Genomic DNA, 21,706 nt, shown 5'->3' on the forward strand with positions numbered 1-21,706 from the left:
CGGTCAGACCAGCATCTTGCCCTCGTCCGAGATGACCTCGCCCAGCTCGACCCCGGTCTCGCCCAGGTAGTCGGACAGCAGCATCTCGTTGTGGGCCTTGCCCGACGGGATCATCGGGAAGCAGTTCTCGGTCTTGTCGACGATGCAGTCGAAGATCACCGGCCCGTCATAGGCCAGCATCTCGGCGATCGCCCCGTCGAGCTCGGCCGGCTTGTCGCAGCGGATGCCCTTGGCGCCGTAGGCCTCCGCCAGCTTCACGAAGTCCGGCAGGCTCTCCGAGTAGCTCTGCGAGTAGCGCGAGCCGTGCAGCAGCTCCTGCCACTGGCGCACCATGCCCATGTACTCGTTGTTGAGGATGAAGATCTTCACCGGCAGCCGGTACTGAACCGCCGTCGACATCTCCTGCATGTTCATCAGGATCGAGGCTTCGCCCGCGATGTCGATGACGAGCCCGTTCGGATGCGCGAGCTGCGCGCCGATGGCGGCGGGCAGGCCGTAGCCCATGGTGCCGAGGCCGCCGGAGGTCATCCAGCGGTTCGGCTCCTCGAACTTGAAGTACTGGGCCGCCCACATCTGGTGCTGGCCGACCTCGGTGGTGACGTAGGTCTCGCGGTCCTTGCAGGCCTCGTAGAGGCGCTGCACCGCGTATTGCGGCTTGATGATCGTGCCCGACGGCCAGTAGGCGAGGCACTCGCGCGCCCGCCAGGTCGCGATCTTGGCGAACCACGGCTCCAGGGTCGCCGCGTCCGGCCGGGACTTCAGGCTGCGCCAGGCCGCCAGCATGTCCTCCAGCACCGAGGCGCAGTCGCCGACGATGCCGACATCGGCCTTGACGACCTTGTTGATCGAGGAGGCGTCGACGTCGATGTGGATCTTCTTCGAGTAGGGCGAGAAGGCGTCGAGGCGGCCGGTGATGCGGTCGTCGAAGCGGGCACCGACGCAGATCATCACGTCGCACTCGTGCATCGCGAGGTTGGCCTCGTAGGTCCCGTGCATGCCGAGCATGCCGAGGAACTTGTCGTCGGAGGCCGGATAGGCGCCGAGGCCCATCAGCGTCGAGGTGATCGGGAAGCCCGTCTCCGCGACCAGCTCGCGCAGCAGGCGCGCGGCCTCGGGGCCGGAATTGATGACGCCGCCGCCGGTGTAGAAGACCGGCCGCCGGGCGGTGGCCATCAGCTCGACGGCCGCGCGGATCCGCTCCGGATCGCCCTCGACGGCCGGCTTGTAGGTCTTGTGCCCCGCGGTCGAGGGCTTCTCGTAGAGGCCGGTGGCGAACTGCACGTCCTTCGGCAGGTCGACAACGACCGGGCCGGGGCGGCCGTTCTTCGCGACGTAGAACGCCTCGTGCAGGATGCGCGGCAGGTCGTCGATCGATTTGACCAGGTAGTTGTGCTTCGTGCAGTGGCGGGTGATGCCGACCGTGTCGCATTCCTGGAAGGCGTCGGTGCCGATCAGATGCGTCGGGACCTGGCCGGTGATGCAGACGAGCGGGATCGAATCCAGCATCGCGTCGGTCAGGCCGGTGACGATGTTGGTGGCACCGGGGCCCGAGGTGACGAGGACGCAGCCGACCTTGCCGGACGAGCGGGCATAGCCCTCGGCCGCATGGACCGCGCCCTGCTCGTGGCGCACGAGGATGTGCTTCACGGCATTCTGGTGGAAGAGCGCGTCATAGATCGGAAGCACTGCACCGCCCGGATAGCCGAACAGCGTGTCGACACCCTGATCCTGGAAAGCCCGGATGACCATCTCGGCCCCGGTCATGACCTCGCCGCCCATCGTCTTCCTCCTCGTTCTCGTGTCTCGCGTCGGTTGAACTCAGTGTGGCCGGGCGCAGGCAACAAAAAAGGGCCCCGATCGGGACCCCGCATGCGCCACCGGCCGGATCGCGACCCCGACTAGGGCCGCCCCGTCAGTGGCGCTACCGTTACAATAAGGGCCGTGCGCATCGACGCGTGATCCGGAACCGTCTCGAAGGCGGCCCGCACCGCGCGGAACCTGCCTGAAAGTGGCCGGCGTGATAGCGGAGTGCGGACGGCCGGTCAACGCCCTGATGACCGGATGGTCACGAAAACGTCGTCGCCGGTTCCGGCGGCGGACGGCGCGCGACCCAGCCGCTCGCCGCGTCGTAGGCGGCGCCGAGTTCGAGGCAGGCGCGCTCGCCGTGGTTTGCGGCCACGATCTGGATGCCGGTGGGCAGGCCCGCGGCGCCGAAGCCGGCCGGGACCGAGAGGGCCGGCAGGCCCGACATGGTCACCGGGATCACCGTCTCCATCCAGCGATGGTAGGTGTCCATCGGCCGGCCCCCGACCGTCTCGGGGAAGCGCCACCCGATCGGGAACGGGAAGACCTGCGCGCTCGGCGCCACGAGGAACGGGTATTCCGCCATGAAGGCGAGCAGGGTGCGGTACCAGCGGGTCCGGCCCTCCTGGGCAGCGGTGACCTGATCTGCGCTCAGTGCAAGTCCGCGCTCCACCTCCCAGGCCGCCTCCGGCTTCAGCAGGGCGCGCCGGGCGGGATCGTCATAGAGGGGGCGCAGGCTGGCGGCCGTCATCCAGGCGCGCAGCACCAGCCAGTCCCGCCACAGGGCCTCGAAGTCGAAACGGGGGCAGGCCTCCTCCACGACGCAGCCGATCTCGGAGAAGGTGCCGAGCGCGGCGCGGCCGAGGTCGAGCACGCCGGGCTCGAAGGGCAGGTGCCCGTTCAGGTCGCCGAGCCAGGCGATGCGGGTGCCGCGGAAATCGCGCTCCAGGGGCGCGGCGAAGGCGGCCGGGTCCTCGCGGTTGGAATAGGGCACGCGCGGGTCGTAGCCGGCCTGGACCGAGAGCATCAGGCCGATATCGGCGGGCGAGCGGCCGATGGCGCCGGGCACCGAGAGGCCTGGGCTGAACTGGTCGGCGGCCTCGGTGGGGATGCGGCCGTAGCTGGTGCGCAGGCCGAACAGGTTGTTGAAGGCCGGCGGGTTGCGCAGCGAGCCGGCATGGTCGCCGCCATCGGCCACCGGCTGCATCCGGAGCGCCACCGCCACGGCGGCCCCGCCGCTGGAGCCGCCCCCGCTGCGCGCCGGGTCGTAGGCATTGCCGGTGGCGCCGTAGACCGGGTTGAAGCTGTGCGAGCCGAGGCCGAATTCCGGCGTGTTGGTCTTGCCGATGAAGACCGCGCCGCTGGCCCGCAGGCGCTCCACCATGATCGAGTCGGTCTCGGCCACGCGGTCGCGGAAGATCGGCGAGCCCTGCGTGAAGGGCAGGCCGCGGACGGGGTCGAGGTCCTTCACCGCGAGCGGAAAGCCGTGCAGGGGGCCGCGGCTCTCCCCGCGGGCGAGTTCGGCGTCGCGCTCGGCGGCCTGCGCCATCAGCGCCTCGCGCGGCTGCAGGGCGACGATCGCGTTCACGCCCGGATTCACCGTCTCGATCCGGTCGAGATAGGCGCCCATCACCGCGGTGCAGGAGACCTCGCGCCGATGGATCGCGGCCGAGAGGGCGACCGCGCCGAGATGGGTGACGGCGTCCGGTTCCGGCAGGGGCATGAGGCGGCTCGCGGCTCTGGCGCACCGCGTCGGGATGGATGCCGCTCGGTGGGCGCTGGAAGAGGGAGCGGACCTTAGAGCCGCCCCCGACCGCGGTGCAACCGCCTCTCGCCGCAGCGGGGCGGCCCGGATCCGGTCGTTCCGCCGATGTCCCGCAGCCCGGCCAAGACGAAGCCCGCCCCGCGCTGCTGAAGCCGCCGCCATCGCCTGGGCTTCGACTGAAGACGAACGGCCCCCGGACTGGTCTTGATGTGGACAACGCCGGGTCGAGCCACCGTCCCACCCCGTGGATGAGGGCGTGAGTCTGCGATCGATCCTACGAATTTTTAAGACGCAGACGCCTAGACACGGGGCTGTATCGTCGTGAGGCAGCCCATGGGCCCGTCAATCGCGAGACGCCCGCGCCCCTGGCGTTCCGCGGGCGCCGCCTTCCTGTCCGACCGCGATGGGGCCGCCGCAGTCGAATTCGCCCTCGTGGCGGTGCCCTTCCTCGGGCTCTGCACCGCGATCATCCAGGTCGCCTTCCTGATCTGGGCCGGGCAGAACTTCGACCGCACCCTGCAGAACGGCGTGCGCACCCTGCTGACGGGCCAGTTCCAGATCGCCCGCGCGGCGCAGAGCAATGCGCCGAGCGTGCAGAATGCCTTGCGGGACGCGATCTGCGGCCCCAGCAGCGCGCGGGTCCTGACCCTGTTCAGCTGCACCGATCTGCGGATCGACGTCACGACGTCGAACAGCTTCGCCGGCTCGACCGCCGGCACGCCGTTCAATTCGGCGACGGGCACCTGGAACACGGGCTTCGGCAGCAACTACACCTGCCCGAAGCCGGGCGCGATCGTGACCGTGACCGCGGCCGTGGAGTTCCCCACCTTCCTCGGCCTGCTCAGCGTCAACTTCCGGACGTTCTCCTCCGGGACCCATCTCCTGATGTCCACGGCGGTCTTCCGCACGGAGCCCTACGAGACCGGCGGCGGAGCTTCGGCATGCGGCACCTGATGTCGAGCCGCGCGCCGCGCGGGTCCGGCCGGATGCGCGCCCTCCTCGCCTGCCGCCGCTTCCGCGCGGCGCGGGGCGGCATCGCGGCGGTCGAGTTCGCGATGGTGCTGCCGATCCTGCTCACGATCTTCGTCGGGCTGTCGGAATACGCGCATGCCATCGATTCCTGGCGCAAGCTCACGCTGCTCGCGCGCACGGTTTCCGACATGACTGCGCAGGGCGACACGCAGAACCCGATCAGTCCGGCGCTGGTGACCGACATCCTCGCCTCGTCGGCGTTGGTGATGCGCCCGCTGGATCCCAGCACCGTGAAGATCGTGGTCAGCGCCATGGGCGTGAACCTGACCGGCGCCACGCTCATCCCCAAGGTCTGCTCCAGCGTCGCCAACGCGAACGCGGTCAAGCGCACGGTCGGCATCCCGACCGACCTCACCGTTCCGGCGGGATTCCAGGGATTGGGCATGCGCTACGTGCTGACCGAGGTCAGCATGGACTACCGGCCGATGATCGGCAGCGCCCTGGTCAAGCTGTTCGGCAACACCACCGGCACGGTGACCCTCAAGGCCAGCTTTCCCTGGCCGACCCGTGGCGGCGCGAAGGTCGCGCCCAACACCTACAACGAGGTGATCCTGCCGGATCCCGACACGAAGAACGCCAAGCCATGCTGAGCCCCCTCCTCTGCCGCGCGGCCGGTCGCGGCCGGTCGTTTCCCGGCGTCCGCCGCCTGCGCACCGCCTGGGCCGCCTTTCCCGGCGCACGGTCCGGCAACGTCGTGATCCTGTTCGCCTTCCTGAGCCTCCCGATCCTCGGGCTCACCGGGGCGGCGATCGATTACGGCATGGCCACGCGCCTCGAGACCAAGTTGCGGGCGGCCACCGACGCGACGGCCCTCGCCTTGTGCCAGACGCCCGGCACGACCACCACGGCCGCGCTGCAGACGCAGGCCAATGCCATGATGACCGGCTACATGGGCGCGTCGGTGACGATCGATCCCCTCGGCGTCACAACCAATCCACGCCAGATCACGCTCACCACGCACATCCCCTCGACCGCCCTGGTCGGAAAGTTCACCGGCGTCACCACCATCCGTCCGCACGCGGTCGCCCGCTGCGCCACGCCCCTGCCGAAGACGTTCGAGATCGCCCTCGTCCTCGACAATACCGGTTCGATGGACATCTCGGACGGAACGCAGACGAAAATGCAGGCCCTGAAGACGGCCGCGTCGAACTTCGTCGATTACGTCTCCAAGAGCGATTCCTTCGCGACGGGGACCAGGATCTCGATCGTGCCGTTCGCGGGCGCGGTCGCGCTGCCGCCGGCCAAGTACGCATCTGCGTCCTTCGTCGATCTCGCGGCCAAGTCGCGCTATCACTGGAGCAACGTCGCCGGCGCGACGGCGGCAGGCTTCACCAATCGCTTCGGCATCTTCAACAAGCTCAAGCTCGCCTATTCCGGCTGGGACTGGGCGGGCTGCTTCGAGACCCTGCCCTACCCGCTCAACGTGCAGGACATGGCCCCCGTGGTCACGAATCCGGATTCCTATTACGTGCCGCTCTTCGCGCCGGACGAGGCCGGGGACGGTATGTCCTACGCTTTCTGGTACGATTATTCGAACCGGATCGCGTCGTACAACAGCTACATCGACGACTATCACAATGCAGGTGGCTGCGCCGCGAAGTCCGACACCTACGCCAATCTCGAGAGTCGCGCCTGCAAGTACGTCTCGCCCCGCGATGCGAGCCCCTATGCGGGTGGCGGCACCAGCATGCCGAACGGTCCGAACTTCGGCTGCACGACGAAGCCGCTCATCACGCTGACCACCACGAGCACCGCCACCGGCGTCAGCACGCTGAAATCCCTGATCACCAGCATGGCGCCGCTCGGCTCGACGAACATCCACGAAGGCTTCATGTGGGGGTGGCGGACCCTGTCGCCGCTCAGCGTCTTCGCGAGCGATCCGAACAGCACGCCGCCCTCGGCCTACGGCGCCAGCACGAGTTCCAGCACCAATGCCGTCAACAAGATCATCATCCTGATGACCGACGGTGAGAATTCCTGGCCCGTCCTCGATTCGAGCCAGAGCAACCCGAACAAGTCGCAGTACTTCGCGATGGGCTACCTCAAGAACTCGGCCGACAACACGGACCCGAACTCACGGTTGCCGACCACGAACCAGAACGTCTCCAACGGGACCAATGCCCGCGCCGCCCTCGATGCGCTCACGCTCCTGGGTTGCACCAACGCGAAGGCTGCCGGCGTCTCGATCTATACGATCGGGTTCAGCATTCAGAACGACCCGATCGACCAGCAGGGGCTGAGCCTGCTCAGCGCCTGCGCCTCCGCCTCGAACCAGTTCTTCGTGGCGAACGACGCGAACAGCCTGATCAACGCCTTCAATCAGATCGCGGCGAGCATCGGTACGCTCCGCCTCACCCAGTAGGCCCCTCCGCCCGCCAGGCGGAGGCGTGATAGACGAAGCGCTCGCCCTCGCCGGCGAGCGCCGCGAGGCCGTTGAAGGCCGGGTCCTCCACGGTGATCACGCTGGTCGGGATCGCCTTCATCATGTCGGCGAAGGGATCCTTGTCCTCGAAGGCGGTGCGGAAATCGCCCTCCTGCAGCACCTTGAGGATCCGCGGGGCGATGCCGCCGCCGATATAGACGCCGCCGGTCGCCAGGAAGGTCAGCGCAAGGTTGCCGCAGACTCGGCCGAGCAGGCGCCCGAACAGGGCGAGCGCCTCGGCCGCGTGGGGGTCGCTGGCGTTCAGGCCCGCTTCCGTGACCGCGGCCGGGTCGATCCGCTCGGCCACCTCCCCCGTGCGGAGGTGGCGCAGGGCTACATGCAGCCGCGCCAGCCCGGGGCCGGACAGCAGCGTCTCGACGGTGATGCGCCCCTCCGAGCGCTCCAGCACGCGCCAGATCGTCTCCTCGTCGCGGCCGACCGGCCCGAGATCGGTATGGCCGGCCTCCGTCGAGACGATGGCGGAATGGTCGCCGTAGGGGATGACGGCGGCCGCTCCGAAGCCTGTGCCGGGGCCGAGCACCACGCGGGCGCCCGCCGGCGGCTCCGGCGCCGGGTCGATATGCGGGCCGACCGGGGTCAGGTCCGTGGGCCGGATCCCGGCGGCGCCCGCCGCCACCGGCACGTAGTCGTTCACCACCACGGCGCTGGACAGGCCGAAATCGGCGGCGATCCGCGCGGGCGCCACCAGCCAGGGCGCGTTGGTGAGCTGGATCTCGGGGCCGTCGACCCGGCCCGCGATGGCGAGCACGGCCGAGCGGGGCGGCGGCGCGCCGACCGCGTGCGCGCCCTTGGCGAGGGCCGTGCGGATCGCGCTCGACGGGTCCGGATGGCCGCCGGTCGGCTCGTGCGACAGGGTCCGGGGCTGGGCGCCCCGCTCCGTCACCAGGGCGAAGCGGGCATTGGTGCCACCGATATCGCCGACGAGAACCGGGAACTCGAACATGCGGGCACGCCCTCCTTCATCACTCGAGGGAAGGTCTGGGGCCGGCGCGGCTCCCGTCAAGGCCGCGTTGGTCGATCGGGGTCAGGCCGGCGGCAGGGCGTCCGGCTCGATCGGCGCGCCGTCCGCCCAGGCACGCAGGAGCGCGCGCACGGCCTCCGGGTCGGCGAGGCGGCGGGGCGCCGCCGTATCGCCCGGCCCCACCCGGACCGAGACGCCGCCATCGGCATTCACGCTCGCGAAGGCGATCTCGTCGGTGCGGTCGTCGCCGAGGAAGACGGGGCGGAGGCCGGCATAGGGTGCCTCCTCCAGGAAGGCGCGGATGGCGTGTCCCTTGGTGGCCGAGGCCGGCACGATCTCGCCGACCGCCTTGCCGAGCTGGAGCCGGTAGGCCTGCCCGAGGGCGGCGGCGGAGGCCTTCACGGCCTCCTCGGCCCGGGCGGCGTCCTCGGGCGAGGCCAGGCGCCAGTGCACGGCGACAGAGGCGCCCTTGTCCTCGATCAGCACGGCGTCGAGATCGGCGACGCGGTGCTGGAGTCGGGGCACCTCGGCGCGCAGGTCCGGATGGTCCTCGGGGCGGCCGCCGGCGTGCACCCCGTCCAGGCGCCGCTCGACCCCGTGCAGGCCGGCCACGTCGAAGCGGGCGGGCGCCAGGAAGTCGTCGATGACGCCGACCGGGCGCCCGGTGACGATGGCGAGCGCCCCGCCGAGCCGCGTGCGCAGCCGCTCCAGAACGGGCACGAGGTCGGGATCGACCTGCACCGCGTCCGGCCGCGGCGCGATCTCGACGAGGGTACCGTCGAAATCGAGGAACAGGGCGATGCTCACCGCGCGGGACTCCAGGCGAAGGGGCCCGGGCGCGCGCTCCGAACGGAGCGCGCGCCCGGGATCGGTCCGGGCTAAAGCATTTCCTGTGATCCAAGGATCACAGGAAATGCTCTATCTGATTGATTGTGCCGCATTTTCTTGCGCGGAACCGGCAACCGCTTCCGCGGAAAATGCTCTAGCACGCGTGCCGGAGGGCGGCAAACGCCTGCGGCCGCGGCGCCCTCGGCGCGGAGGCGCGCCTCCGCTATAGGCGGGGCGGGCCACGACATGGGGATGGACGGGATGCAGGATCACGCGGATGCGGCGAGCTTGGGCTTCTGCCCGGAGCGGCTGGAGCGCATCGATGGCTGGATGCGGCGGCTCGTGGAGACGGGGCGGCTCGCCGGCCTCTCTGTGACGGTGGCGCGGCGCGGGCGCACGGCCTTCTCCCGCGCCCACGGCCTCGCCGACCTCGCGCGCGGCAAGCCCTTCACGCCCGAGACCGTGACCCGGATCTACTCGATGACGAAGCCGCTGACCTCGGTGGCGGTGATGCAGCTCTACGAGGAGGGCCGCTTCCAGCTCGACGACCCGATCGCGCACGTCCTGCCGGAATTCGCCGAGATGCGGGTGGCGACCGGGGGCAACCGGGCGAAGATCGAGACCGAGCCGGCGCGGCGCGCCATCACCTGGCGCGACCTGCTCACCCACACGGCGGGGCTTACCTACGGCTTCATGGAGGCGACGCTCGTCGACGCGCTCTACCGGCTCAAGGGCGCCGACTATCTCCGGCCCGATTCGACGCTTGCCGAGCTGACGCGCACGGTGGCCGGCCTGCCGCTCCTCGCCCAGCCCGGCACGGCCTGGAACTACAGCGTCGCCACCGACGTGCTCGGGCGCCTGGTCGAGGCGGTCTCCGGCATGGACTTCGCCGATTATCTCCGCGAGCGGGTGATCCGGCCGCTCGGCATGGTGGATACCGACTTCCACGTGCGTCCCGAGAACCTGGACCGCTTCGCCGCCTGCTACGTCTACGATGCCGAGCGACGGCTGAAGCTCTACGACGACTCGGCCGAGACCGCCTTCGCGCGCCCGCCCGCCATCGCGTCCGGCGGCGGCGGCCTCGTTTCGACGGCGCGCGACTACCAGCGCTTCTGCCGCTTCATCCTGAACGGGGGCGCGCTCGACGGGGTGCGGCTTCTCGGGCGCAAGACGGTGGCGCTGATGCTCGCCAACCACCTGCGCGGGGACCTCGCGGCGATGGGCACGCCGCGCTTCGCCGAGACCTCCTATGACGGGATCGGCTTCGGCCTCGGCTTCTCGGTGATGCTCGACCCGACGCGCGCCCAGATCATCGGGTCGCCGGGCGAGGTGGCCTGGGGCGGGCTCGCCTCCACCGCCTTCTGGATCGACCCCGCCGAGGATCTCTCGGTCGTGCTGCTGACGCAGCTCATCCCCTCCTCCGCCCTGCCGATCCGCAAGGAGCTGCGGGTAATGACCTACGCGGCGCTGGTGGACTGAGCGTCACGGGATCCCGAAGGGGCGCGTCCCTTCGGGATCGTCCGGGTTCCCTTACTGGGCCGCCGGCTTCGGCGCGGCGGGCTTGGCCGGGGCGGCGGCGGGCTTCGGCGCCGCGGCGGTCGGCGCGGTCGAGCCGGTGGCGGCGGGCTTCTGCGGCAGCCATTCCGCATCCGAGCGCGGACCGCCGGGCGTGTTGGTGGCGGCGGTGAGCTGGCCCGGCAGCACGTCGGTGACCTTGTTCCAGGTCTGCGACTTGCAGAGGAAGGCGATCAGGCAGCCGCGCACGGTCAGCTCGCCCGGCTCCTCGGTCCAGACCGTCACGTCGTAGGACTTGCCGTCCTCGGAATTGTAGATCTTGCCCTCGTAGCGGGCATCGGCGTTCGGCTTGAGGCCGAGGATGAGCTGGTGGCCGAGGGAAGCCCGGGCCTGCTTCTTCGGATCCGGGTTCTTGAAGTCGACCCGGGGCTGGTTCTTGTCGTTCAGCGGCACCTTCAGCCAGACCACGTAGCCGCAGAGGTTCTTCTCGGCGGGGCCGCACTTCTCGAGGCGGATGCGGGCGCGCCCGTCCTCGGTCAGGTAGGTGCCGCTCGGATCGGCCGGCGTCGCGGCCTGCGCCGCGCCGGCGAGCCCCGCGAGGGCGGCCAGCGGCAGGGCCATGCGGGCGGCAACGGACCGTACCCGCGCACCGGCCGCGATCAGTCGAAACGTCATGCCTTCACTCCCATGCGCCGGACTCGCGCCCGGCGCCTCGGCTGTCTCTCGGCCCCGCAATCCTCTCCGATATTGACCGCATCATGACGGCCACGGCATCGTGAGCCTGACGGCGCGGGCTTCATCCGCTATGGCGGTGCGCCGATATCCGCCGCATCCCGCCCGCATGATCGTCCGCCCCCGCACGAACCTCCTCGCGATCCTGTTCACCTTACGCGGCTCGATCCTGCCGCAGGTGGCGCCGACGGTGGCGGGGCTCGCCGCCTTCGCCTGCCTCGTGGTCGCCGCAGAGCAGCGCTGGCCGCATGCCTTTCCCGTCTCGGCGGGGATCGGACCCTTCACGCTGATCGGGCTCGCGCTGTCGATCTTCCTGAGCTTCCGCAACAATTCCTGCTACGAGCGCTGGTGGGAGGGCCGCAAGGCCTGGGGTGCGCTCGTCGTCGAGGCGCGGGGTCTCGCCCGCACGCTCGGCGCCCTTCTGCCCGAGGAGCAGGACGCCGCCCTGCGCCGGCGATCCCTGCGCCGGGTGGCGGGCTTCGCCAACGGCCTGCACGCCCGGCTGCGCGGCGGCGACGAGGCGGCGGCGATCGGACCCTGGCAGCCCCCGGGCGAGGCGCCGCGGCCCTTCAGCCCGACCGACGGCGTGCTCGCCGCCCTGACCGCGGATCTCGCCGGGGCGATGCGGGCGGGCCGGCTCAGCGACGTGACCTTCGCCCTCCTGGAGCGGAAGATCGCGGACCTGTCGGCGATCCACACCACCTGCGAGCGCATCCAGTCGACGCCGCTCCCCTTCGCCTACACGCTGCTCCTCTACCGCACCGCCTGGCTCTACTGCCTGTTCCTGCCGATCGGCCTGTCCGGCTCCCTCGGCTGGGCGACCCCCCCGGCGGTGGCACTCGTCGCCTACACCTTCTTCGGCCTCGACGCGCTCGGCGACGAGCTGGAGGAGCCCTTCGGCCTGGAGCCGAACGATTTGCCCCTCGACGCGATGCTGCGCACCGTCGAGCGCATCGTCTGCGACGCCCTCGGTGAGCCGCTGCCGGAGCCGGTGGAGCCCGAGAACTACCTGCTGCGCTGAAGGACCGGCTCACACCCGCGCCGCCGCGGCCACGCAATCGACCGCACGAAAGAGGGCCGGCGCGTCCGCGCCGGCCCTCTTCCGGACCTCGTCCTGCTGCGCCGCTTACTCGGCCGCGGTCATCTGGGCCGTGAAGTGGCCGCACCAATCCTTGGAGGCGACGACCGGCCAGAGGCCCTTCGACTCGGGAGCCGGCTGGCTCACCGGCGGGTTGAAGCGGCAGAGGCCCTCGTCGCCCGCCGCGGCGGCGCCGTTGAGCTTGTGGTCGTCGAAGAAGCGGCAGCTCTCGCAGGCAGCGCTGGTGGTACCGGCCATCTCGAACTCTCCGTGAAGCTTGTCGTTGTCCCGCCATCCCCGAACCATCCCGGGGCGGCGCCGTGCAGTTCTTAATTAGAAGAACTCCAATGTGGCGTCAACGCGGATTCCCGCCATCGGTTGCGATCGGCCGGCCGGAAAGCGGATCTTCGCTCGCCGCGGCGGCACGGGACGGCCTGCCATCGGCGGATGGATGCAGCGGGGAGCGGGCCCCGAAGCTTCGACGTCAAACTTTCGGGGAACGGAGGCCGGGCCGCCCGGTTCACCCGGTGCGGCACCCCGCGTGCCGTACGCTCTGTGCGTTTCCTCCCAGGACTCGGGTCGCCTTCGCGGGCGGCCCTTTTTTCACGCCTGCTATTCGATCCGCGCGATCCCTTCCGGAGGGCGGATCCGAACTTGGCTCAGGCCGGCAGGCGCCCCTCCTCCACCGCGTGGCAGGCCACGCCGTCGATCAGGCGCGGCACCTCGCTGCGGCAGCGATCGTTCGCGTGCGGGCAGCGCGGGTTGAAGGTGCAGCCCGGCGGCGGGTCGATCGGGTTCGGGATCTCGCCCGAGACGGGGGTGCGGGCGCGGCCGATATGGGCGAGGTCCGGCACCGCATCGAGCAGCATGCGGGTATAGGGGTGGCGGGGGCTCGCGAAGATCCCGGCCTTCGGGCCCACTTCCACGAGGCGGCCGAGATACATCACGCCGATCCGCGTCGCCATGTGGCGCACCACGGCGAGGTTGTGGCTGATGAACAGGTAGGTCAGCCCGAAGCGGTCCTGCAGGTCGCGCATCAGGTTGAGGATCTGGGCCTGGACCGAGACGTCCAGCGCCGAGGTCGGCTCGTCGCCGACGAGGAACTCGGCCTGGCTCGCCAGCGCCCGGGCGATGGCGATGCGCTGGCGCTGGCCGCCGGAGAATTCATGCGGGTATTTGCGGGCATCGTCCGGGTGCAGGCCGACGAGGCGCAGCAATTCGCCGACGCGGGCGCGGATCGCCGCCTCGCCCTGGATCAGGTTGAAGGCCCGGATCGGCTCCGCGATGATCGAGCCCACCCGCCAGCGCGGGTTCATCGAGGCGTAGGGATCCTGGAAGATCATCTGGATCCGGGCGCGCAGGCGCCGCCGGGCCGCCTCCTGGCGCGGATCCGTCATCGAGACGCCCGAGATGCGCACCTCGCCCGCGGAGGGCGGCAGCAGGCCCACCACCATGCGCGCCACGGTGGACTTGCCCGAGCCCGATTCGCCCACCAGCGCGAAGGTCTCTCCGCGCGGGATCGCGAAGGCGACCCCGTCCACCGCCTTCAGGCTCTGGCGGGGCTCGCGCTCGATCACCCGGTTGAGCCAGGGCTTCGACACGTCGAAGACGCGGCGGAGGCCCTCGACCTCGACATAGGCGCTCTTCGGAATGGCGTCGGTGCCGGCGGCGCTCATGCGGCCTCTCCGCGCGCGTCGTAGAGGTGGCAGGCCACGCGGGCGCCGCCGACGGGGATCGGCTCCGGCCGCTCGACCTGGCAGCGCCCGAACACGCTCGGGCAGCGCGGATGGAAGGCGCAGCCCGGCGGGATCGCGGTGAGCCGCGGCATGGCGCCCGGGATCTGGGTCAGGCGCTCGGCGGTGTCGGAGAGCGTCGGGATCGCGCACATCAGGCCGCGGGCATAGGGGTGGCGCGGCGCGCGCACCACCTCGGCGACCGGGCCGATCTCGGCGATCCGGCCGGAATACATCACCGCCACCCGGTCGGCGGCCTCGGCGATCACGCCCATGTCGTGGGTCACCAGCATCACGGCGGTGCCGTGCTCGCGGCAGAGGCGCTTCAGGAGGGTGATCACCTGCGCCTGGACCGAGACGTCGAGCGCCGTGGTCGGCTCGTCGGCGATGATCAGCTCCGGCTCGGCCGCGAGCGCCAGCGCGATCACCACGCGCTGGCGCATGCCGCCGGAGAATTCGTGCGGGTAGCCGTCGATGCGCCGCTCGGGCGCCGGGATGCCGACCTCGGTGAGGAGGTCGATCGCCCGCGCCCGCGCGGCCCTGGCCGACAGGTCGGTATGGGTGCGGATCGTCTCCACGATCTGCTCGCCGACCCGGTAGAGCGGGTCGAGGGAGGTGAGCGGGTCCTGGAAGATCATGCCGATGCGGCGGCCCCGGACGCGGCGCATCTTCTCCGGCGGCAGGTCGTCGATGCGCTCGGAGCCGAGGCGGATCTCGCCGCCGACGATGCGGCCGGGCGGGTCGATCAGCCCGATCACGGCCGAGCCCGTCACCGACTTGCCGGCTCCGGATTCGCCGACCACGCCGAGGATCTCGCCGCGGCCGATCTCCAGGGAGACCCCGTCGATGGCGGTGAGCGTGCCGCGGCGCGTCTCGAAGGCGACGCGCAGGTCGCGCACGGAGAGGACTGGATCTGTCATTGCAGCTTCGGGTTCAGCGCGTCGCGCAGCCAGTCGCCGAGCAGGTTGATCGCGAGCACCAGTCCCGCGAGCGCGATGCCGGGGAAGGCCACCACCCACCACTCGCCCGAGAACAGGAAGCGGTTGCCGGTGCGGATCAGGGTGCCGAGCGAGGGCATGGTCTCAGGGAGCCCCGTGCCCAGGAAGGACAGGGTCGCCTCGGTGATGATCGCGAGCGCGAGGTTGATGGTGGCGATGACGAAGACCGGCCCGGTCACGTTCGGCAGGACGTGGCGGACCATGATGACGGGCGAGGAGAGCCCGATGAGGCGCGCCGCCTGCACGTAGTCCTTGCCGCGCTCCACCATCACCGAGGAGCGCACGGTGCGGGCGTACTGCACCCAGAACGAGAGCCCGATCGAGACCACGATGAGGAGGATCGTGGCGTTGGTGTCGAGCGCGCTGCCGAAGGAGGCCTTGGCGACGCCGTCGACCACCAGGGCGATCAGGATCGCCGGGAAGGTGAGCTGCACGTCGGCGACCCGCATGATCAGCGTGTCGAGCGCGCCGCCGAAATAGCCGGCCACCAGCCCGAGCCCGATGCCGAGGAAGCCGGAGACCACGACGCCGAGCATGCCCACGATCAGCGAGAGGCGAAGCCCGTAGAGCACCGCCGAGAGCACGTCGCGGCCCTGGTCGTCGGTGCCGAGCAGGAAGGGCGACTGGCCGTCCGGGTTCCACAGCGGCGGCAGGTTCGAGTTGAGCAGCTCGAGCTGGGCCGGGTCGTAGGGGTTCTGCGGCGAGATCCACGGCGCGGCGAAGGCGAGGCCGAACATCAGCAGGGTCACCGCGAAGGCGCCCATCGCGAGCTTCGAGCGGCGGAAGCTCAGCCAGAGATCCGAGCCGAGGAAGCGCGCCAGCCGCGACGGGGTGGCCCTCTGCGCGTCCGGCGCCTCGGCGGCATCGTCCATCCGCGCGCTCATGCCGTGCGCCCTACGCTGGTGCGCAAGCGCGGGTCGACCACGGTGTAGAGCAGGTCGACCACGAGGTTGATGGTCACGAAGATCGCCGCGACGAGCAGCAGGTAGGCGGACATGATCGGGATGTCGACGTTCTGCACCGCCTGGACGAAGAGGAGGCCCATGCCCGGCCACTGGAACACCGTCTCGGTGATGATCGAGAAGGCGATGACCGAGCCGAGCTGGAGCCCGGCGATGGTGATGACGGGCACGAGGGTGTTCTTCAGAGCGTGGCCGAAATGGATCGCCCGGGTGGTCAGGCCCCGGGCGCGGGCGAAGCGGATGTAGTCGGTGCGCAGCACCTCCAGCATCTCGGCGCGGACGAGGCGCATGATCAGCGTCATCTGGAACAGGCCGAGCGTGATCGAGGGCAGGATCAGGGCCTTGAGCCCCGAGACGGTGAGGAAGCCCGTGGTCCAGCCGCCGATCCGCACCGTGTCGCCGCGCCCGTAGGACGGCAGCCAGCCGAGCGTCACCGAGAACAGGAAGATCAGCAGGATGCCGATCAGGAAGGTCGGCAGCGAGACGCCGACGAGGGAGATCGCCTGGAACAGCTTGGCGAGGACGGTCTCCCGCCTGAGCGCGCAGTACACCCCCATCAGGATGCCGACCGTGAGGGCGAACAGCGTGGCGCAGAAGGCCAGTTCCAGCGTCGCCGGCATGCGCTCGGCCAGCAGCGCCGTCACCGGTTGCCGGAACTGGTAGGAGATGCCGAAATCGCCGCGCAGGACGTTGCCCGCGTAGCGGCCGAACTGCAGCAGCACCGGATCGTCGAGGCCGAGGCTCTTGCGGATCTCGGCCCGCTCGGAGACCGGCGTGTCCGGCCCCACGATCTGGTTCACGGGATCGCCCGCGAACCGGAACATCGCGAAGGCGATGAGCCCGACCACCGCCAGCACCACGGCGGCCTGGGCGAGCCGCCGGATCAGGAACGCGAGCACGCGCGCGGCCTCAGGGCTGCTTCGACACCCAGTAAAGCATCAGCATGTTGTCGGGCCGCTGCACCAGCGTGACCTTCTTCGAGACGCCCCAGGCGAGCGCCTGCTGGTGGAGCGGGATGTAGCCCCAATCCGCTGAAATCGTATCGAAGCCCTCCTTGATCTGGGCGTCGCGCGTCTTGGCGTCGGTCTCCTGCTCGACCTTGTCGGCGATCTCGTCGATCTTCGGGTTGCAGTAATTGCCGAGGTTCCAGCCGCCGCGGCCCGATTTCGGGTCGTTCCGGCAGCCGGCGATCTCGTAGAGGATGTTGTGGCTGTCCTGCGAAGAGGGCGTCCAGCCGACGAGGTAGAACGAGGTGTCGTAGCCCGGTGCCAGGACCTTGGCGAAGTACTTGGCCTTGGGTTGGGCGTTGAGGTTCACCTTCACGCCGACGCGGGCGAGCATCGAGACCACCGCCTGGCAGATCGCCTCGTCGTTGACGTAGCGGTCGTTCGGGCAATCCATGGTGAGCGTGAAGCCGTCGGGGTAGCCCGCTTCCGTCAGCAGCGCCTTGGCCTTCTTCGGGTCGTAGGCGGGGCGCTTGATCTCGGCCGAGCGGTCGTAGAGCGAGGGCGCGATCAGGATCGCCGACGGCGTCGCCTGGCCGCGCATCACACGCTTGGCGATCGTGTCCTCGTCGATGGCGAGGTAGAAGGCCTCGCGCACGCGCTTGTCCTTGAACGGGTTCTTGCCCTTGACGCTCGAATCCTTCAGCTCGTCGCGCCACTGGTCCATGCCGAGGAAGATCGTGCGCAGCTCGGGGCCGGCCATGACGACGGCGTTGCCGCTCGATTCCACGCGCGGCTGGTCCTGCAGGGGCACCGGATCGATCCAGTCGACCTCGCCGGAGAGCAGCGCGGCCACGCGCGTCGCCGAGTTGCCGATGGTGGTGAAGACCGCCTCGTCGATGTTCGACTCGACCTTGCCCCAGTAGCCGGGGAACTTCTTGAACACCGTGCGCACGCCGGGCTGGTGCTCGGCCACGACGAAGGGCCCGGTGCCGTTCTCGTGGAGCGCGGCGTAGCTCGGCGAGGTCGCGGTCGGCGGCGAGGGCTGGACGGCGTTGTTCTTCTCCGCCCAGGCCTTCGACATGATGTACCAGGTCGAGAACTGGGCGATCGCGATCGGGTTCGGGGTCTTCAGCTTCATGTCGACGGTGTAGTCGTCGACCTTCACGAACTCGGCGTCGCCGGGCACGTTCGTCTGGAAGTTCGAGCCCGGCGCCCGCACGCGGTTGGCCGAGAAGATCACGTCGTCGGCGGTGAAGGGCGAGCCGTCGTGGAACTTCACGCCCTTGCGCAGGTGGAAGCGCCAGCGGGTCGGCTCGGGCGTCTCCCAGGATTCGGCGAGCTGGGGCGCGTATTTCAGGTTCTTGTCGCGGGTGATCAGCGACTCGTAGACGGCGCCGTGCATCCCGATCGTGAAGCTCTCCTTCAGCGAGTAGGGATCGAGGGACTTGATGTCCCCCTGGAAGGCGAAGCGGAAGACGTTCTGCGCCTCTGCCGGGGCGGCGCCGAGGCCGAGCGTCAGGCCGAGGGCGAGCAGGGCATTCTTCAGGGAACTCGTCACAGCGTCACACCGCCTCTGCATCGTGGTGGCGCCCGCGATCGGGGCCGGCGCCCGGATGCGGAAGTTGTGCCAGCAGGCGCGGCACTCGCGCAACAGGCACCCTGCGACGCGGGCCCGCTCCTCCCCTGCCCGATGCGTGGCGGTCCCGGAGGTTTTGGTTACCGGGACCGCCGCACGGGTTACGCCGCATTAAGCCTGCGCCGGTATTCGTCGGCCGATCGAGCACCGACGGCGCGGGAATTCTGTGGCGATGGAGACCGGCCTCACTGTCCTGGTCGCGGATGCCGACGAGGAGACCCGGCTCGACCTCGTCGAGGCGATCGCAGCCAGCGACCCGAGCGCCCGGATCATCGAGGCGTGCAACGGCCGGGAGCTTGCGGCGGCGCTCGCCGGCGAGGGGGTCGACCTCGTCTTCGTGGACGTGATCCTGCCCGGGACCGATGCCGGCTCCCTCCTCGCCTGGCGCGAGCGCCGCGGGCGCGGCGCCATGATCGTCCTGCTCTCGGACCTGCTCGCCCCGCGCTGGCCCGCGGTCGCGCGCCTCGTCGGCGCCTACGACGTCCTCCTGAAGCCGCTGAACGAGCGCCATGTCGCCCGCGTGCTCGCGGCAAGTGGCGTGATCCGCCGGGAGCTGCGTCTCCTCGTGGTCGAGCCCCGCGCGGCCACCCGCAACCTGATCCGGCGGCTCCTGCGCGACAGCCACTTCAGCTTCGAGATCGTCGATGCCGAGCGCGGCGGCGTCGCGTTGCGGGCCGCGCGCCTCGGCAGCTTCGACGTGGCGATGATCGAGGCGGAGCTGCCCGACCTGCCGGCACTCGAGGTCGCCTGCCAAGTCAGCGACCGTCACCGACATGCTAAGATCTTGCTGATGGGCTTCTCGAACGCGGCGATCCCCGCGCGCCAGCTCGACACCTTCGGAGCCTGCGCCTACCTGCGCAAGCCGTTCTCCTTCGCGGATATCGACCGGACGATCCACGACGCTTTCGGGCTGTGGCACCCCTATTTGGTGAAGGCGCTGCAGGCCGAGGAGGCCGGCACGCTGGCCCTGGGCGCATGAGCGCGCTGCGCCAAACCGTGCAGGAGCCGCGTGTCGACGCGCTGGTACGCGATATCCAGGAGGCGATCGAGAGCGGCGACCGGGCTCGGCAGTCGCAGCTCGTGCGCCGCTCGGCCGATCTCCTGACCAAGCGCTGGTCGCGCCTGCCCGTGGAAGACAAGGCCGATTACGACATCCTGCTCGCCGGGCTCCTGTCCCAGGTGGACGAACCGGCCCGCCGTGCCTTCGCGGTGCGCGTCGCCGAGCTGCGGCGGGCGCCGCCGCGCACCTCCGCCCTGCTGGCGCAGGACCGCTCGATTCGCGTCGCCGAGCCAGTGCTGACGCAGAGCCGCAGCTTCGGCGACGGCTGGTTCCAGGCGGTGGCCACCGCTTGCGGCGACCTGCACCGCGCGGCGATCGCCCGCCGCGCCGGCCTCGGCGCCCCGCTCTGCGAGGCGCTCATCCGGCTCGGGGATGCCGGCGTCGTCGCCGTGCTGCTCGCCAACCGGTCCGCCTCCATCTCGCTCGAGAGCCTGCCGCTGCTGATGCGCCACGCCCGTGCCTCGGAGGAGGTCGCGGTGCGTCTCGGCGCCCGCGGCGACCTGCCCGATTCCGCCCGCGTGGAGCTGGCCGCCCTGGCCCTGCAGCGGGCCGAGGCCGCGCTCGCGGGCGATGTCGACATCGATTCGGCGCTCGCTGCCGCCCTGCCCGGCCGGATCGCCGCCCTCCTCGCCGCGTCGGTCCCGGACGTCCGCCGCGCCCGGTTCGACGCGTCGATGGCGGGCGCCGGGGACCTGCTCGCCGCCACCGTCACGCCCGCGCGCCTGGAGCGCTGGCTCGAACTGAGGCGTGTGGAGGACGTGCTCGCCGCCCTCGCCCAAGGGGCTGGACTGGAGATCACCCCGCTCGTGGCCACCTTCGACGCGGAGGACGTGGCCGCCCTGTCGGTGGTGCTGCGCGGCCTCGACTATCCCTGGTCGACCCTCAAGGCTCTCCTGAACGCCCGCTTCCGCGATGCGATCCCTCTCGACACCCTCGTCGCCTCGCATCGCCTGATGACGGATCTCGGGCCCGGCTCGGCGCGCAGGCTCGTGCGCCACGCAATGGCACTGCAAGGTCGCACCGCCTATCTCGCTCAGCTCCCCGGCTGACTGGACGCCGTGCATCGCACTCGTCCAGATTATGGCTGCAGCTTGTAATAGGTGTATTGCCGCATCATCCTGGCAATAGTCGACACGGATTCACACGTTCCGGAGCCTGCAGACGGACGGGTTCATTTTCATTCATCCCGGCTAGATTGATTAACGATCCGTTAAGGATCGCCTGCGTGCATGTTCTGGGATGAGCCATCGAGGGCGCGGGCGACTCGATCCGATCCTCAGGCGCAGCGGAAGGCTGACATGCGGGGAGACACTGACAGGACGGATACCGTCTGGGACCAGTCGGTCTATGGCGAGATTGCCGACCTGCTCGGGCCGGTGCGACCGAGCGCGGCCCTCGACCTGTTCGAGATCCATCTCCGGGCTGGGCTCGCCCTGGTCCAACCGTCTCCGGGGACGGCGTGCGCCTTGCCCGCGAGGCGCACGGCCTCGTCGCCATGGCGGGTATGCTCGGGTCCTCGAACTCTCCGCCTATTGCGCGGCGCTGGAGGAAGCGATCGAGGATGGGATCGGTCTTGAAGGGATCGGCAACCTGCAGGCGGTCGCCGGACGCGCCCTGGCGGCGGCGCGCATGGCCTGATGTCCGCCCGGCCGCGTCAGGCCGGCGGCTCGGTCATTCCCAATCGAAATACGAATCGAGCCCGGGCATCAGGTAGACCAGGGTCATCGCGGCGCCCGCGGCGCCGGCGATCATCACCGCTGCTTCCATGGTGAAATCCTCTGACGAGTCGAAGGTCCAACCCGGAGGGTGCGGCAAGGTTGCAGGGTGGCGGATCCGCGCGGCCTCACCAGTGCAGGAAGCGGTCCGCGGCTGGGCGGGCGGCCAGGGTGATCAGGACGGCGCCGAGTGCGCCGGAAAGCATGACGATGAGGGCCAGGGACATGGCACGGACCTCCTGTCACAGGCGATCAGCCCGTGACAGGAGGTCAATCGGTCGAGGCCGGAGCCGGTGCCATGCGGCAGATTGCCTTCGCGGCTCTGGCCTCGGGGACGGCCTCAGGCGGCGGTAGGGACGGCGCCGATGATGCCGGCCTCCTGGCCCTCGGTGCCGAAGCGCTCGGCGAGGGTGATCACCAGGGTGACGTTGAGGACGGCGGCAGCGGCGGCGACGAAGGTGGCGGCGATCACGAGGCTCATTGTCTGTCGTCCTGCGG

At 70.2% G+C, this 21,706-nt stretch carries 19 protein-coding genes; 7 read left to right on the forward strand and 12 right to left on the reverse strand.

The features are described from left to right. Nucleotides 1–3 precede the first annotated feature (3 nt). Together MTDSW087_RS02770 and MTDSW087_RS02775 are read right to left on the reverse strand one after the other, a co-directional pair. Entirely contained in the window at nt 4–1,779 is a 1,776-nt protein-coding gene (locus MTDSW087_RS02770; RefSeq protein WP_144759875.1) for an acetolactate synthase 3 large subunit, read from the reverse strand. A gap of 286 nt (nt 1,780–2,065) precedes the next feature. After that, nucleotides 2,066–3,526: an amidase gene (locus MTDSW087_RS02775; protein WP_144759878.1), complete on the reverse strand. Its 1,461-nt coding sequence runs from the start codon at nt 3,524–3,526 to the stop codon at nt 2,066–2,068. Between the two features lie 375 nt (nt 3,527–3,901). Between MTDSW087_RS02775 and MTDSW087_RS02780 the strand changes: the two genes are divergently transcribed. Genes MTDSW087_RS02780 through MTDSW087_RS02790 form a run of 3 tightly spaced genes read left to right on the forward strand, consistent with a single transcriptional unit; the run spans nt 3,902 to nt 6,962 of the window. Continuing rightward, a complete protein-coding gene (locus tag MTDSW087_RS02780; RefSeq protein ID WP_144759881.1) occupies nt 3,902–4,522 on the forward strand; it encodes a TadE/TadG family type IV pilus assembly protein in 621 nt (206 codons plus the stop codon). Further along, nucleotides 4,510–5,190: a TadE/TadG family type IV pilus assembly protein gene (locus tag MTDSW087_RS02785; protein WP_238179743.1), complete on the forward strand. Its 681-nt coding sequence runs from the start codon at nt 4,510–4,512 to the stop codon at nt 5,188–5,190. The genes MTDSW087_RS02780 and MTDSW087_RS02785 overlap by 13 nt, the downstream gene beginning before the upstream one ends. Beyond that, nucleotides 5,184–6,962: a TadE/TadG family type IV pilus assembly protein gene (locus tag MTDSW087_RS02790; protein WP_144759884.1), complete on the forward strand. Its 1,779-nt coding sequence runs from the start codon at nt 5,184–5,186 to the stop codon at nt 6,960–6,962. Before MTDSW087_RS02785 ends, MTDSW087_RS02790 begins: the two co-directional genes overlap by 7 nt. Here the strand turns inward: MTDSW087_RS02790 and MTDSW087_RS02795 are convergent. Both MTDSW087_RS02795 and otsB read right to left on the reverse strand, forming a co-directional pair. After that, nucleotides 6,952–7,986 (reverse strand): glucokinase, encoded by a 1,035-nt coding sequence (locus MTDSW087_RS02795; protein ID WP_144759887.1) that lies wholly within the window; start codon nt 7,984–7,986, stop codon nt 6,952–6,954. The two genes, MTDSW087_RS02790 and MTDSW087_RS02795, sit on opposite strands and share 11 nt — an antisense overlap. Before the next feature lie 81 nt (nt 7,987–8,067). Then, nucleotides 8,068–8,811, reverse strand: a complete 744-nt coding sequence (gene otsB, locus MTDSW087_RS02800) for a trehalose-phosphatase (protein ID WP_144759889.1) — start codon at nt 8,809–8,811, stop codon at nt 8,068–8,070. A gap of 282 nt (nt 8,812–9,093) precedes the next feature. Between otsB and MTDSW087_RS02805 the strand changes: the two genes are divergently transcribed. Then, entirely contained in the window at nt 9,094–10,311 is a 1,218-nt protein-coding gene (locus MTDSW087_RS02805; RefSeq protein ID WP_144759892.1) for a serine hydrolase domain-containing protein, read from the forward strand. Between the two features lie 51 nt (nt 10,312–10,362). On the opposite strand, the gene MTDSW087_RS02810 is transcribed toward MTDSW087_RS02805, so the two are convergent. Then, entirely contained in the window at nt 10,363–11,022 is a 660-nt protein-coding gene (locus tag MTDSW087_RS02810; protein ID WP_144759895.1) for a DUF2147 domain-containing protein, read from the reverse strand. Between the two features lie 166 nt (nt 11,023–11,188). On the opposite strand from MTDSW087_RS02810, the gene MTDSW087_RS02815 reads away from it, so the two are divergent. Then, on the forward strand, nt 11,189–12,100 hold the full coding sequence (locus MTDSW087_RS02815; protein WP_144759898.1) for a bestrophin family protein: 912 nt from the start codon (nt 11,189–11,191) through the stop codon (nt 12,098–12,100). A 105-nt stretch (nt 12,101–12,205) separates the two neighbouring features. Here MTDSW087_RS02815 and MTDSW087_RS02820 read toward each other — a convergent pair whose 3' ends face one another. The 6 genes from MTDSW087_RS02820 to MTDSW087_RS02845 form a co-directional block, all read right to left on the reverse strand. Further along, nucleotides 12,206–12,415 carry a hypothetical protein gene (locus tag MTDSW087_RS02820; RefSeq protein WP_144759901.1) on the reverse strand — a complete coding sequence of 70 codons (210 nt, stop codon included), beginning with the start codon at nt 12,413–12,415 and terminating at the stop codon, nt 12,206–12,208. Nucleotides 12,416–12,816: 401 nt separating this feature from the next. Continuing rightward, on the reverse strand, nt 12,817–13,833 hold the full coding sequence (locus MTDSW087_RS02825; protein ID WP_144759904.1) for an ABC transporter ATP-binding protein: 1,017 nt from the start codon (nt 13,831–13,833) through the stop codon (nt 12,817–12,819). Beyond that, nucleotides 13,830–14,810: an ABC transporter ATP-binding protein gene (locus tag MTDSW087_RS02830; protein ID WP_144759907.1), complete on the reverse strand. Its 981-nt coding sequence runs from the start codon at nt 14,808–14,810 to the stop codon at nt 13,830–13,832. Before MTDSW087_RS02830 ends, MTDSW087_RS02825 begins: the two co-directional genes overlap by 4 nt. After that, complete coding sequence (locus MTDSW087_RS02835) at nt 14,807–15,760, reverse strand: ABC transporter permease (RefSeq protein WP_238179485.1); 954 nt, start codon at nt 15,758–15,760, stop codon at nt 14,807–14,809. The genes MTDSW087_RS02830 and MTDSW087_RS02835 overlap by 4 nt, the downstream gene beginning before the upstream one ends. An 8-nt stretch (nt 15,761–15,768) precedes the next feature. Then, nucleotides 15,769–16,749: an ABC transporter permease gene (locus MTDSW087_RS02840; RefSeq protein WP_144759913.1), complete on the reverse strand. Its 981-nt coding sequence runs from the start codon at nt 16,747–16,749 to the stop codon at nt 15,769–15,771. A 10-nt stretch (nt 16,750–16,759) separates the two neighbouring features. Further along, nucleotides 16,760–18,376: an ABC transporter substrate-binding protein gene (locus MTDSW087_RS02845; protein WP_144760229.1), complete on the reverse strand. Its 1,617-nt coding sequence runs from the start codon at nt 18,374–18,376 to the stop codon at nt 16,760–16,762. Nucleotides 18,377–18,605: 229 nt separating this feature from the next. On the opposite strand from MTDSW087_RS02845, the gene MTDSW087_RS02850 reads away from it, so the two are divergent. Both MTDSW087_RS02850 and MTDSW087_RS02855 read left to right on the forward strand, forming a co-directional pair. Further along, entirely contained in the window at nt 18,606–19,412 is an 807-nt protein-coding gene (locus MTDSW087_RS02850; protein WP_144759916.1) for a response regulator, read from the forward strand. Further along, nucleotides 19,409–20,542: a DUF2336 domain-containing protein gene (locus tag MTDSW087_RS02855; RefSeq protein WP_144759920.1), complete on the forward strand. Its 1,134-nt coding sequence runs from the start codon at nt 19,409–19,411 to the stop codon at nt 20,540–20,542. The genes MTDSW087_RS02850 and MTDSW087_RS02855 overlap by 4 nt, the downstream gene beginning before the upstream one ends. Nucleotides 20,543–21,548: 1,006 nt before the next feature. Here the strand turns inward: MTDSW087_RS02855 and MTDSW087_RS29920 are convergent. Continuing rightward, the gene (locus MTDSW087_RS29920; RefSeq protein ID WP_186383714.1) at nt 21,549–21,689 is read right to left on the reverse strand and encodes a hypothetical protein; all 141 of its coding nucleotides are present in this window, start codon (nt 21,687–21,689) and stop codon (nt 21,549–21,551) included. Nucleotides 21,690–21,706 lie beyond the last annotated feature (17 nt).

The organism is Methylobacterium dankookense (assembly GCF_902141855.1).
Lineage (GTDB): Bacteria > Pseudomonadota > Alphaproteobacteria > Rhizobiales > Beijerinckiaceae > Methylobacterium > Methylobacterium dankookense.